Genomic DNA, 13,199 nt, shown 5'->3' on the forward strand with positions numbered 1-13,199 from the left:
GAAACGCCCGTTTCCTGGGCAGGCGCCGCCCCGCCCGCGCCCGCCCCCCTCAACCATGCATGGGCAGGCGCGTCCGGCTTTGCTAGCGATGGGCTGGACCCACCCTGCAAGGCCGCCCGCATGACCCACCGCCCCATCCCCGCAGGTTCCGCATGAGCCGGGCCTTCGTCGAGATCGACAACGTCGCCATGCGCTATGGCGGGGTGGAGGGCACGCTCGCCCTCGAAGGCTGTTCCATGAACGTGGCCGAGGGCGAGTTCGTGGCGGTCGTCGGCCCCTCGGGCTGCGGCAAGTCCACGCTGATGCGGCTGGTCTCCGGCCTCTGGCCCGCGACCGACGGCAATGTGGTGGTGGCCGGACGCGAGGTGGACGAGCCGCTCAGCCTGGTCGGCATGGCCTTCCAGAACCCGACCCTGCTGCCCTGGCGGCGCATCCTGGACAACGTGATGCTGCCGCTGGAGGTGGTGCCCGCCCACCGCGCCCGCCTGCGGCGCGAACGCGTGGCCTATGAGCAAAAGGCGCTGGACCTCTTGAAGCTGGTCGGGCTGGAGGGCTTCGGCGCCAAGTATCCCTACCAGCTCTCGGGCGGCATGCAGCAGCGCACCAGCCTCTGCCGCGCGCTCATCCACGAACCGCCGCTGCTGATGCTGGACGAACCCTTCAGCGCGCTCGACGTCTTCACGCGCGAGGATTTGTGGGACGTGCTCCAGCAGGTCTGGATGGCGCGCAAGCCCACCGTGATCCTGGTCACGCACGACCTGCGCGAGGCCGCCTACCTGGCCGACCGCGTGCTGGTGATGAGCAGCCGGCCGGGCCGCATCATCGCGGAACGCAAGGTCCCCTTCCCCCGCCCGCGCACCATGGAGACGACCTTCCTGCCCGAGTTCACAGCCCTGGTCGCGGACCTCCGCGCCTATATCGCCGCCGCCCGCCGCGGCGAGGAGGTGGTCTGATGTCCGCCAAGGCCAATGCCCGCCTCATCGCCATGGCAGCCGCGGCACGCCGCCACCGCCGCCTCCAGGCCTGGCTGCCCTGGATCGTGATCTTCGGCACCTTCGGCTTGTGGGAGCTGGTGGTGCATGTCTTCGGTATCGTCCCCTTCATCCTCCCCGCGCCATCCGACATCATGGAAGCGGCGGTGAAATGGTGGAAGCCGCTGCTGGATGACAGCCTGCAGACGCTGTTCACCACGCTGGTGGGCTTCGGCCTGGCCGTGGTGGCGGGGCTGGTGCTGGGGGTGGCCATCGGCAGTTCGACGCTGATCTACAAGGGGCTCTACCCGCTGCTGATCGCCTTCAACTCCATCCCCAAGGTGGCGGTGGTGCCGGTGCTGATCGTGTGGTTCGGCATCGGCGTCTGGCCGGCCATCATCACGGCCTTCCTCATCAGCTTCTTCCCCATATTGGTGAATGTGGCCACCGGCATCGCGACCGTGGAGCCCGAACTGCGCGACGTGCTGCGCGCGCTGGGGGCGCGGCCCATCGACATCATCCGCAAGGTCGGCCTGCCGCGCGCCATGCCCTATTTCTTCGCCTCGCTGAAGATCGCGATCACGGTGGCCTTTGTGGGCTCCATCATCGCGGAATCCGTGGCGCCGAATGCGGGCATCGGGCGGCTGATGATGGTGGCCTCCTCGCGCTTCGACGTGCCGCTGGTCTTCGCCGGCCTCATCACCACGGGGCTGATGGGCATCATGCTCTACTGGGTCGCGGAGTGGATCGAGCGCCGCACCACGGGCTGGGCCACGCGCAGCACCGAGGGGTCGAACTTCACGCCGGGCGGGTGATGCGGCTTGGGGCGGGGGCGCTGGCGGGGTAGTGCTGGAGCACGCCCTCTGGAGACCCCGCCCCGCATGTCCACCCGCCTCGGCTTCCTCACCCCCTCCTCCAACACCGTGCTGGAGCCGCTGATCGCGGGGCTGCTGCACGACACGCCCGAGGTCACGGCGCATTTCGCGCGCTTCCGCGTGGTGGCGATCAACCTGGGCGAGGCCTCGCGCACCCAGTTCGACACAGGCCCCGTGCTGGCCGCGGCCGAGATGCTGGCGGACGCGCATGTGCATTCCATCTGCTGGGCGGGCACCTCCGGCGCCTGGCTCGGCTTCGCGCAGGATGAGGCGCTGTGCGCGGCCATCACGGCACGCACCGGCATCCCGGCCACCACCGCCACCCTGGCCCTGCGCGACGCGCTGCGGGCGGCCGGCGCCCGGCGCGTGGCACTGGTCACGCCCTATCTCGGTGATGTGCAGGCCGCCATCATCGCGAACCTGGAGCGCGAGGGCTTCACCGTCACCGCCGAGCGCCACCTGGAAGACCCCGGCAACTACAGCTTCGCCGCCCACACCCCCGCCCGCGTGGACGCGCTGGTGCAGGAAGCGGTGGCCGAGACGCCCCCCGAGGCCGTCATTATCCACTGCACCAATTTCCGCGGCCTGCCCGGCGCACCGGGGCTGGAGGCGCGGCTGGGGCCGCTGATGCTGGACAGTGTCGCGGTCTCGCTCTGGGGCGGGCTGGTGGCGGCGGGGCGGCCCATGGCGCTGCCGGCCGGGCGGCTGTTCGACATGAAGGCAAAATGAATTGTCTAATTTTTGATTGACAGGTAAAGAAAAGGTGAACATTCCTCGCGGATGCTCGCTTTCTCCCCAGCGACCTCCTGCCCCCGCCCGGCACTCATGGCTGGACCGGCGGGTTTCCGCGGCCCGCGGTGTTGGGTTTCTCCTTCGCCTCCACCGGCGGCACGCTGGACGGGGCGGTGCAGGACCTGCTGCGCCAGGCCCTCTTCGCCTGGCAGGTCGTGGCCGGCGTCACCTTCATCGAGACGCCCTGGCACCGCGCGGACCTCGTCTTCGGCTTCGGCGCGCCGGGCGACAGCGTCCTCCTCCCCGCCCAACCCACGCTGCGCGACGCGCTGAAGGCGACGGGCGCCGCCCTCGGCCTCACGGCCGACGTGGCGGGCGCGCCGCTCTCCGCCACCGTCATGGCGGCGGAAGCGGGTGCCGCCACCGGCCTCGGCTGGGCGGATGCCGAGGCCATCGCCGCCCTCTTCGGCCCCCGCGCCGAGGCCGATGCCCAGGGCGTGCGCTGGCGCTACGACCCCGCGCTGGACATGGTGCGCGGCGACCTCTTCGCCTTCGAAAGCCGCACCGTCTTCGGCGGCAACAAGGGCACCGCGCTGTTTGGCGACATCGGCGACGACCTGCTGATCGGCGGGGCGGGCGATGACCTCTTCATGGGTGGGCCGGGGCAGAACGCCTATCTCGGCGGCGCGGGGCGCGACGTGGTGGTGTCGGGCTTCCTGCGCGCCGAGACGACGCTCGACTTCCGCTTCCAGCGCCTCAGCACCGAATGGGGCACCGACCAGTGGGATGAGGTGGAATATCTGCGCTTCCGCGACGGTGGCTTCGCCCTGCACCAGCAGGAAAGCGCGGCCCTGGTGGAGCGCCTCTACCAGGCGCTGCTGCTGCGCGCGGCGGACGCCACGGGCCTCACCACCTGGACGCGCTTCCTGGACACGGGCGGCACGGGCGAGGAACTGATCGGGCGCATCACCGGCAGCCCCGAATACCGCGAGCGTTTCGGCACGCCCGATGCGGCGGCGCTGGCGCGCGCCATGGCCGCGCTGGAACCCGCGCCCGACGCGCCGCTGGACGTGCCCATCTGGGTGCCCAACAAGGCCGCGGTGCTGGCCGTTCGCTTCCACCTGATGGTGGCGGGCGCGGCGCCGGACCGCGCGCGCTTCGACACCTGGTTCGCGGCGCTGGAGGCCGCGCCCGACTACGCCGAGGCCGCGCAGGCCTTCCTGGACGCACATCCGGGCCATGGTTTCGCGAACGGCCAGGCGCTGCTCGACGCCGCCTGGTCCCTGCCCGTCATCCGCGCCACCGCGCCCTGGGTGGACCAGGGGGTGGTGCTGGCGAACGACTGGATTCTCTGACCACCCTTGCCCCCGCCCCCGGCCCGCGCGACGCTCCCGCCATGACCGATTGGCGCGCCCGCGCGGGCACCGTCTTCACCCCCACCAAGCAGCCCGCCCAGGGGGCGCGCGGCATGGTCGTCACCAACCATCCGGCCGCCAGTGCCGCCGGGGCGCAGATGCTGGCCGAGGGCGGCACGGCGGTGGATGCGGCGGTGGCCAGTCTGCTGGCGCTGACCGTGGTGGAGCCCATGATGGTGGGCGTCTTCGGCGGCGGCCTCATGCACATCGCCGCGCCCGATGGCCGGCACGAGGTGCTGGACGGCATGGCCACCGCCCCCTTCGCCGCCCGCCCCGAGATGTTCGAGAACGCGCCCCCCGGCGCCCAGACCGTGGGCGGGCGCAGCGTCTGCGTGCCGGCCAACCTGCTGGCCTGGGAGGCGGCGCTGGCCCGCCATGGCCGCTTCACGCTCGCCGACGTGGCGGAACCCGCCATCCGCCTCGCGCGGCGGGGCTTCGCGGCCAGCGCCTATCTCAGCGAATGCACGGCGGAGGTGGCGGCGGACCTCGCGCGCGATGCCGGCATGGCCCATCTCTTCCTGCCGGACGGCAAGCCCATCGCCCCCGGCCAGCGCCTGGTGAACGAAGCGCTGGCCGAGACGCTGGAGGCCATCGCCAAGGAGGGCGCCGCCGCGCTGCACGAGGGCGATGTGGGCAGTTCCTGCGTCATGGATCTGGCGCGCAAGGGCGGCATGATCTCGACCGATGACCTGGCCGCGGCCCGCGTCATCCCCCGCGCGCCCGTCCATGGCACCTATCGCGGCGTGGAGGTCTGGGGCCCGCCGCCGCCCTCGGCCGGCGGCGTGCATGTGCTGCAGATGCTGAACATGGTGGAGGGCTTTGACCTCGTTTCCATGGGCTTCGGCACGGCCGAGAGCCTGCACCTGATGGCCGAGGCCATGCGGATGGGTTTCGCCGACCGCGCCGTGGCCACCGCCGACCCGGATTTCGTGCCCGTGCCCGTCGCGCGCCTCATCGCCAAGGAATATGCCGCCGAACGCCGCGCCCTGTTCGACCCCGCCCGCAGCCGCGCCTGGGCGGCCGGCCTCGCCCCCGACCGCGAAAGCGCCAACACCACCCATGTGACCGTGGCCGACCACGAGGGGCGCATTGCCTGCTGCACCCACACCATCAACTCCCTCTTCGGCGCGCGCATCCTGCTGCGCGAGACGGGGCTGATCCCGAACAACTACATGGCCCTCTTCGACCCCGTGCCGGGCCGCGCGCAATCCATCGCGGCGGGCAAGCGCGTCACCACCTCCATGTCGCCGCTGATCTTGCGGCGCGGGGGCAAGCCCATCTTCGCGCTGGGCCTGCCGGGCGGCTTGCGGATCTTCCCCTCCACCTTCCAGGCGGTGGTGAACCTGCTGGACCATGGCATGTCGCTCCAGGAGGCCATGGAGGCGCCGCGCATCTGGACCAATGGCGGCGCGCTGGAAATGGAACCTGCCTTCAGCGACGCCACCATCGCGGCCCTGCAAGCCCGCGGCCATGAGGTGCTGCGCCTGCCCCATGTGGCGGGCGGCATGTGCGGCATCGCCTTCCAGCCAGACGGCATGATGGAGGGCGCGGCCTGCTGGCGGGCCGATGGGGCGCCCGTGGCGCTCTCCGGCGGCTGGGCCCGCGCGGGGGTTCGATTCTGGCCGGATGCGCGCCAAGCCTGATCCGTGTAACACAGCGCCATGCCGAATCTGCACGCCCGCCTGAACCAATTCGTGGAGCGGCTTCCGCGCGCCCATCCCGGGCCGGGCGGGGCCATCGCCGTGCTGCGCGCGGGCGAGGTGCTGGTGCGCCATGCCTGGGGCTTCGCCAACGCGGAACGCCGCATCCCGTTCACGCCGCGCACGCTGTTCCGCATGTGCTCCATCACCAAGCAGTTCACCTGCGGCACGGTGCTGGAGGCCGTGGAGGACCTGGCCGCGCTCGACGCGCCGCTGCGCGCGCGCCTTCCGCTTCTGGAAGGGCCGGCGCCGTCCATCCTGGACCTCTGCCACAACCAGTCCGGCCTGCGGGACTACTGGGCGGTGGCGATGCTGCACGGCTCGCCCGCCGAGGCGCCCTTCGGCGACACCGAGGCCGCGCGCGTCATCGGGGCCACGCGCAGCCTGCATTTCGCGCCCGGCACCCGCTATTCCTATGTGAACCAGAATTTCCGCCTTCTGTCGGACCTGGTGGAGAACCACACGGGCCGCGGCTTCCCGGAGCTGCTGCGCCGCTTCATCTTCGACCGCGCCGGCATGGAGGGCGCCTTCCTCGCCGCCGACACCCGCGCCATGCCCGACGGCACCGAGGGCTATGAGGGCAACCCCGTCTCGGGCTTCCGCGCGGCCGAGAACCGCATCCTCTGGACCGGCGACGCGGCGCTGGGCGCCACCCTGGACGACATGATCGCCTGGGAACGCTACATTGACGCCACGCGCGAGGCGCCGCGCGGCCTCTACAACCGCCTCTCCGCGCCCGTGCATTTCGCAGGCGGGGAGGAGGCGCCCTATGGCTTCGGCCTCGGCCGCGGCGAGGAATTCGGCATGGCCACCACCGGCCATGGCGGCGCGCTGCGCGGTTGGCGCAGCCACCGGCTGCATGTGGCCGAGGCGCGCATCTCCGTCGTCGTCATGTTCAACCACTTCGCCGACGCGCACTCCGCAGCCCTCGACGCGCTGGCCGCCGTGCTGGGCGAGGAACGCCCCCGCCCCGCCCCCCTGGAAGGCCCCGGCCCCGACTGGCTCGGCGCCTATCTCGAACCCGAGAGCGGCCTGGCCGTGCGGCTGGACGCGACGGGCGGCGCCATCCGCCTGCGCTTCGGCCATGGGCCGGAGCGGCTGGAGCCGCTGCCCGAGGGCGGCGCCACCAATGGCCGCACGCGCCTGCGCCCCACCGCCGACGGGCTGTGGATGGACCGCCCGCAGGAGAACATGTCCACCCGCCTCGAACCCCTGCGCGGCGAATCCCGCACGGATATCGAGGGCCGCTTCCGCTGCGAGGAGCTCGATGCCGAACTCTGGGTGACCCAGGCGGGCGGCGTGGCCTATGGCGGCTTCTCGGGCTTCCTGGGCCAGGGGCGGATGGAATTGCTGGAACCCATCGGCCCCGATGTCTGGGCCCTGCCCTGCCCGCGCGCCCTGGACCACACGCCGCCGGGCGACTGGACCCTGCATTTCCGCCGCGACGGCGGCGGCGCGGTGACGGAGGTGGTGGTGGGCTGCTGGCTGGCGCGCGGCCTGCGCTACCGAAGGGTGGGATAGAGTGCGATCCGCGGAGGCGGGAACGCCGGAGCGGTGAATCGCCCTCTCAACAGAGTGCGATCCGCGAAGGCGGAATCGCCGAAGCGGTGAATCGCTCTCTCAACAGAGTGCGATCCGCGAGGGCGGAATCGCCGGAGCGGTGAAACGCCCTCTCAACAGAGTGCGATCCGCGAAGGCGGAATCGCCGGAGCGGTGAAACGCCCTCGCCGAGGAGGCTGGCGCGTGATCCGCGTGAACGGGTCATGCTCCAGGTTCCGTCCCGGCCCGCCAGGGTCTAGAAGCGCGGCATGACCCCGAGCTTCCAGGACATCATCCTGCGCCTGCACGCCTTCTGGTCGGCGCAAGGCTGCCTCATCCTCCAGCCCTATGACATGGAGATGGGCGCCGGCACCTTCCACCCGGCCACCACCCTGCGGGCGCTGGGCCCCACCCCTTGGTCGGCCGCCTATGTGCAGCCCTCCCGCCGCCCCTCGGACGGGCGTTATGGCGAGAACCCCAACCGGCTGCAGCACTACTACCAGTACCAGGTGATCCTGAAGCCCAGCCCGCGCGACCCGCAGGCGCTGCTGATGGAGAGCTACCGGGCGCTGGGCCTCGACCCCGCGCTGCACGACATCCGCTTCGTCGAGGATGACTGGGAAAGCCCCACCCTGGGCGCCTGGGGCCTGGGCTGGGAGGTCTGGTGCGACGGCATGGAGGTGACGCAGTTCACCTATTTCCAGCAGGTGGGCGGCATCGCCTGCGAGGTGCCGTCCTGCGAGCTGACCTATGGCCTGGAGCGCCTGGCCATGTACATCCAGGGCGTCGAGAACGTGTATGACCTGCGCTTCAACGATGCCGGCGTGACCTATGGCGACGTGTTCCTCCGCGCCGAACGCGAATACTCCGCCCACAATTTCGAGCATGCCGACGTGGCCCTGCTGAAGAAGCAGTTCGAGGAGGCCGAGCAGGAGTGCAACGCGCTGGTGGCGCAAAAGCTCGCCTTGCCCGCCTATGACCACTGCATCAAGGCCAGCCACCGCTTCAACCTGCTGGACGCGCGCGGCGCCATCAGCGTGACCGAGCGCGCTTCCTATATCGGCCGCGTGCGGAACCTGGCCCGCGCCTGTTGCGAGACCTGGCTGGAGGGCGCCGCCTGATGGCCGAGCTTCTGATCGAACTCCTCACCGAGGAAATCCCGGCGCGGATGCAGGCGCGCGCCGCGGAGGATTTATGCCGGCTGACGGCCGCCGCGCTCGCGCCGCTGATGACGGTGGCGCCGCAAGGCTTCCACGGGCCACGCCGCATCGGGCTGGTGGGCGAGATGGCGCTCTCGGCCGAGACGCCGGCGAAGGAGGAACGCGGCCCACGCCTCGGCGCGCCCGAGCAGGCGCTGGCCGGCTTCCTCAAGAAGCACAACGCGACGCGCGAGCAGCTGGTCGAGCAGAACGGCTTCCTGGTGCTGGTGAAGCCCGGCGAGACCATCACCGCCGAGGCGCTGCTGGCCCGCGCCCTGCCGGACCTGCTGTGGTCCTTCCCCTGGCCCAAATCCATGCGCTGGGGCATGAGCCAATTGACCTGGGTGCGGCCCCTGCAACGGGTGCTGTGCCTGCTGGACGGGCGTTCGGTGCCCGTGACGCTGGCGCGCGGCGAGGACAGCGCGCATGGGCTGGTGGGGGCCGCCATCAGCGAGGGCCACCGCGTCCATGCCCCCGGCCCCTTCCCCGTGACCTCCGCCGCCGGGCATGAGGCGGAATTGCGCGAACGCTTCGTGCTGCGCGACGCGGCCGCTCGCATGGCGGTGATCCGCGAGGGTATCACGGCGCTCGCCGCCGCCGAGGGGCTGGAGGTGGTGCCCGATGAAGGCCTGCTGGCCGAGGTGGCGGGCCTGGTGGAATGGCCCGTGCCGCTGCTGGGCCGCATTGACGACGCCTTCATGGACCTGCCGCCCGAGGTGATGCGGACCTCGATGCGCGTGAACCAACGCTACTTCGCCCTGCGCCACCCGGACGGCCGCGCGGCGCCGCGCTTCGCGCTGGTGGCGAACATCGCGGCCAGCGATGGCGGGGCCGCGCTGGTAGCGGGCAATGAGCGCGTGCTGCGCGCGCGGCTTTCGGACGCGCGCTTCTTCTGGGACCAGGACCGCAAGCAGCGCCTGGAGGATTTCCTGCCGAAGCTGGAGGGCGTGACCTTCCACGCCAAGCTCGGCACCCAGCGGCAGCGGGTGGACCGGCTGGTGCGGCTGGCGGGGCACATCGCGCCGCTGGTGGGCGCCGATACGGAACTGGCCCAGCGCGCGGCGCTGCTGTGCAAGGCGGATTTGGCCTCGGGCATGGTGGGCGAGTTCCCGGAGCTTCAGGGCGTCATGGGCGGCTACTACGCCCGCGCCCAGGGGGAGGATGCGCGGGTGGCCGACGCCATCGCGCAGCATTACCGCCCGCTGGGGCCGACCGATGCGGTGCCGACGGAGCCCGTGGCGGTCGCCGTCGCGCTGGCGGACAAGCTGGACCAGTTGGCCGGCTTCTTCGCGGTGGATGAGCGGCCGACGGGCTCGGGCGACCCTTATGCGCTGCGGCGGGCGGCGCTGGGGGTGATCCGAATTGTCCGCGAAAATAACCTGAGGGTCGGAACCCAATCGCTGCTCCAGCTCCATGCCGACACATTGCTGGGAACTTTGGCCAGCATCGGCGCGACCCACGTGCGGGAGGCACAAGCCCAGTTTGAAGCGCAACTAGGGATGGCACTGCGAGAACGCTGGACCAAGGCAGCAGGACTGAAATGGGAGGATTTACTGGCGGTTCACGACTTCCTCCTCGACCGCCTCCGCGTCCAACTCCGCGCCGAGGGCGCCCGCCATGACCTCGTCGCCGCCTCCATCGGAAGCGACGACGACATCACGCGCATCCTTTCCCGCGCGGCCGCGTTGCAATCCCTGATGGACACCGAAGCCGGGAAAAACCTGCTCGCGGCCTACAAGCGCGCGCAGAACATCCTCCGCATCGAGGACAAGAAGGACGGGCCCCACCAGGGCCCGGTGGACGAGGCCGCGCTCGAAGCTTCTGAGGAACGCGCATTGAACGCGGCGCTGATCCAGGCTGAGGGGGCCGTAAAGGCCGCCCTCGCGGCAGAGAACTTCCCCGCCGCCATGGCGGCACTTGCCGCCCTTCGCGCCCCCACCGATGATTTCTTCGAGAAGACGCTGGTCAATGACCCCGCCTTCCGGAAAAACCGTTTACGGCTACTCTCAAGGCTACGCTCGGCCATGGACCGCGTGGCCGACCTGTCGAAAATCGAAGCTCAAGGGAACATGTCCGCATGACGCAGTGGGTCTACAGCTTCGGCGCCGGCCGCAATGAGGGCCGCGCGGACATGCGCAACCTCCTGGGCGGCAAGGGCGCCAACCTGGCCGAGATGGCCAGCATCGGCCTGCCCGTGCCTCCCGGCTTCACCATCACGACCGAGGTCTGCACCCACTACTACGCCAATGGCGAGCAATACCCGGGCGAGCTCCAGGCCCAGGTCCGCGCGGCCCTGGCCCGCGTGGAGGATGCTGTCGGCCTGAAGTTCGGCGACACGGACAAGCCGCTGCTGGTCTCCGTGCGCTCCGGTGCGCGCGTCTCCATGCCGGGCATGATGGACACGGTGCTGAACCTCGGCCTGAACGACGCCACGGTGGAGGGCCTGGCCCGCGCCAGCGGCGATGAGCGTTTCGCCTGGGACAGCTACCGCCGCTTCATCCAGATGTTCGGCGGCGTGGTGCTGGGCGTGGACCACCACCGCTTCGAGGAGATCATCGAGGGCGTGAAGCTCGACCGCGGCGTGGTCGAGGACACCGCGCTCACCGCCGCCGACTGGAAGACCGTCATCACCGGCTACAAGGAGGCGGTGCAGGAAGCGACCGGCAAGCCCTTCCCGCAGGAGCCCGAGGCGCAGCTCTGGGCCGCCATCGGCGCCGTGTTCGGCTCCTGGATGAACCAGCGCGCCATCACCTACCGCCGCCTGCACGACATCCCGGCCGAATGGGGCACGGCGGTGAACGTCCAGGCGATGGTGTTCGGCAACATGGGCGAGGATTGCGCGACGGGCGTCTGCTTCACCCGCGACCCGTCCACGGGCGAGGACATCTTCTACGGCGAATACCTGGTGAACGCGCAGGGCGAGGACGTGGTGGCCGGCATCCGCACGCCCCAGCCCATGTCCAAGCTGCGCGCCAAGCCCGGTGAGCGTCCCATGGAAGACGTGATGCCCGCCGCTTACGCCGAGCTGGTCCGCGTCCGCGAGACGCTGGAAAAGCACTACAAGGACATGCAGGACATCGAGTTCACGGTCCAGCAGAACAAGCTCTACATGCTGCAGACGCGCAACGGGAAGCGCACCGCGGCGGCGAGCCTGAAGATCGCGGTGGACATGTGCCGCGAGGGGCTGATCGACCAGAGCGAGGCCATCAAGCGCGTCGCCCCCGGTTCGCTCGACCAGCTTCTTCACCCGACGCTGGACCCCAAGGCGCCGCGCAAGGTGCTTTCCAAGGGCCTGCCCGCCTCGCCAGGTGCCGCCTGCGGCGTGGTGGTGTTCAGCGCCGATGAGGCGGAACTCCGCGCGCGCGAGGGCGAGAGCGTCATCCTCGTCCGCGTCGAGACCAGCCCCGAGGACATCCACGGGATGCACGCCGCCCGCGGCATCCTGACCACGCGCGGCGGCATGACCAGCCACGCGGCGGTCGTGGCCCGCGGCATGGGCCGGCCCTGCGTGGCCGGTGCCGGCGGCATCACGGTGGACTACACGGCCCAGGCACTTTCCGCCGGCGGGCACATCATCCGCGCGGGCGAGACCATCACCCTGGACGGCGCCACCGGCGAGATCTTCATCGGCTCCGTCGCGATGATCGAGCCGCAGCTCTCCGGCGATTTCGCCGCGCTGATGGAATGGGCGGACAAGGTGCGCCGCATGAAGGTGCGCGCGAATGCGGAAACGCCGCTGGACGCCGAGACCGCGCGGAAGTTCGGCGCGGAGGGCATCGGCCTCTGCCGCACCGAGCACATGTTCTTCGACCCCGAGCGCATCGGCGCCGTGCGGCAGATGATCATGGCCGAGCACGAGACCGGCCGCCGCACGGCGCTGGCCAAGCTGCTGCCCTTCCAACGCCAGGACTTCCACGACCTGTTCCGCATCATGGCGGGGCTGCCGGTCACCATCCGCCTGCTCGACCCGCCGCTGCACGAATTCCTGCCGCACAGCGACGCCGAGATCGCGGAGGTGGCGAACAGCCTGGGCGTGGACGTGGCGCTGATGCAGCGCCGCGCGGCCGACCTGTCCGAGGCCAATCCGATGCTGGGCCATCGCGGCTGCCGCCTCGGCATCTCCTACCCCGAGATCTATGAGATGCAGGCCCGCGCCATCTTCGAGGCGGCGGTGCAGGTGGCCAAGGAGACCGGCGCCGCGCCCGTCCCCGAGATCATGATCCCGCTGGTGATGACCAAGCGCGAGCTGGACATCACCCGCGCCCAGGTGGACCGCATGGCCGCCGAGGTCTTCGCGGAATCCGGCACCACCATCGAATACCTGGTGGGCACCATGATCGAGCTTCCCCGCGCGGCCCTCACCGCCAACCAGATCGCCGAAAGCGCCGACTTCTTCAGCTTCGGCACGAACGATCTGACGCAGACCGTCTTCGGCCTCTCGCGCGACGATGCGGGCAAGTTCCTGCCCTCCTATGTCGAGAAGAACATCCTGCCCAAGGACCCGTTCGTGTCGCTCGACGTGGAGGGTGTCGGCGCGCTGGTCGAGATCGCCGCGCAGAAGGGCCGCGGCGTGAAGCCCGGCCTCAAGCTCGGCATCTGCGGCGAGCATGGCGGCGACCCAGCCTCCATCCAGTTCTGCGAAACCGTGGGGCTGGAATACGTGTCCTGCTCGCCCTACCGCGTGCCCGTCGCACGCCTCGCCGCCGCACAGGCCGCCCTGCACGCGGGCGGGGTGGACCGGACGGCCTGAGGGGGCGCTGCCCGGCGG

At 70.7% G+C, this 13,199-nt stretch carries 9 protein-coding genes; all 9 read left to right on the plus strand.

Going from position 1 to position 13,199, the window contains the following annotated elements; translation table 11 throughout:
- Positions 1 to 152: 152 nt before the first annotated feature.
- Positions 153 to 953 (plus strand): ABC transporter ATP-binding protein, encoded by an 801-nt coding sequence (locus GGQ83_RS11975; RefSeq protein ID WP_184384236.1) that lies wholly within the window; start codon positions 153 to 155, stop codon positions 951 to 953.
- Complete coding sequence (locus tag GGQ83_RS11980; protein WP_184384238.1) at positions 953 to 1,786, plus strand: ABC transporter permease; 834 nt, start codon at positions 953 to 955, stop codon at positions 1,784 to 1,786. The genes GGQ83_RS11975 and GGQ83_RS11980 overlap by 1 nt, the downstream gene beginning before the upstream one ends.
- 66 nt (positions 1,787 to 1,852) lie before the next feature.
- Positions 1,853 to 2,575 (plus strand): maleate cis-trans isomerase family protein, encoded by a 723-nt coding sequence (locus tag GGQ83_RS11985; RefSeq protein WP_184384240.1) that lies wholly within the window; start codon positions 1,853 to 1,855, stop codon positions 2,573 to 2,575.
- Positions 2,576 to 2,706: 131 nt separating this feature from the next.
- The gene (locus GGQ83_RS11990; protein WP_184384242.1) at positions 2,707 to 3,933 is read left to right on the plus strand and encodes a DUF4214 domain-containing protein; all 1,227 of its coding nucleotides are present in this window, start codon (positions 2,707 to 2,709) and stop codon (positions 3,931 to 3,933) included.
- Positions 3,934 to 3,974: 41 nt separating this feature from the next.
- Positions 3,975 to 5,636, plus strand: a complete 1,662-nt coding sequence (gene ggt / locus GGQ83_RS11995) for a gamma-glutamyltransferase (RefSeq protein WP_184384243.1) — start codon at positions 3,975 to 3,977, stop codon at positions 5,634 to 5,636.
- An 18-nt stretch (positions 5,637 to 5,654) separates the two neighbouring features.
- Positions 5,655 to 7,214 (plus strand): D-aminopeptidase, encoded by a 1,560-nt coding sequence (locus GGQ83_RS12000; RefSeq protein ID WP_184384245.1) that lies wholly within the window; start codon positions 5,655 to 5,657, stop codon positions 7,212 to 7,214.
- Between the two features lie 287 nt (positions 7,215 to 7,501).
- Positions 7,502 to 8,353, plus strand: a complete 852-nt coding sequence (locus tag GGQ83_RS12005; protein ID WP_184384247.1) for a glycine--tRNA ligase subunit alpha — start codon at positions 7,502 to 7,504, stop codon at positions 8,351 to 8,353.
- On the plus strand, positions 8,353 to 10,512 hold the full coding sequence (gene glyS / locus GGQ83_RS12010) for a glycine--tRNA ligase subunit beta (protein WP_184384249.1): 2,160 nt from the start codon (positions 8,353 to 8,355) through the stop codon (positions 10,510 to 10,512). The genes GGQ83_RS12005 and glyS overlap by 1 nt, the downstream gene beginning before the upstream one ends.
- On the plus strand, positions 10,509 to 13,181 hold the full coding sequence (ppdK, locus tag GGQ83_RS12015; RefSeq protein ID WP_184384251.1) for a pyruvate, phosphate dikinase: 2,673 nt from the start codon (positions 10,509 to 10,511) through the stop codon (positions 13,179 to 13,181). Before glyS ends, ppdK begins: the two co-directional genes overlap by 4 nt.
- Positions 13,182 to 13,199 lie beyond the last annotated feature (18 nt).

The sequence above is a fragment of the Roseococcus suduntuyensis genome (assembly GCF_014196305.1).
Taxonomy (GTDB): domain Bacteria; phylum Pseudomonadota; class Alphaproteobacteria; order Acetobacterales; family Acetobacteraceae; genus Roseococcus; species Roseococcus suduntuyensis.

Coding starts and splice junctions, on each gene's coding strand:
- glyS (WP_184384249.1), top strand. CDS start 8,353: ATGGCCGAGCTTCTGATCGAACTCCTCACCGAGGAAATCCCGGCGCGG.
- GGQ83_RS11980 (WP_184384238.1), top strand. CDS start 953: ATGTCCGCCAAGGCCAATGCCCGCCTCATCGCCATGGCAGCCGCGGCA.
- GGQ83_RS12000 (WP_184384245.1), top strand. CDS start 5,655: ATGCCGAATCTGCACGCCCGCCTGAACCAATTCGTGGAGCGGCTTCCG.
- GGQ83_RS12005 (WP_184384247.1), top strand. CDS start 7,502: ATGACCCCGAGCTTCCAGGACATCATCCTGCGCCTGCACGCCTTCTGG.
- ggt (WP_184384243.1), top strand. CDS start 3,975: ATGACCGATTGGCGCGCCCGCGCGGGCACCGTCTTCACCCCCACCAAG.
- GGQ83_RS11975 (WP_184384236.1), top strand. CDS start 153: ATGAGCCGGGCCTTCGTCGAGATCGACAACGTCGCCATGCGCTATGGC.
- GGQ83_RS11985 (WP_184384240.1), top strand. CDS start 1,853: ATGTCCACCCGCCTCGGCTTCCTCACCCCCTCCTCCAACACCGTGCTG.
- ppdK (WP_184384251.1), top strand. CDS start 10,509: ATGACGCAGTGGGTCTACAGCTTCGGCGCCGGCCGCAATGAGGGCCGC.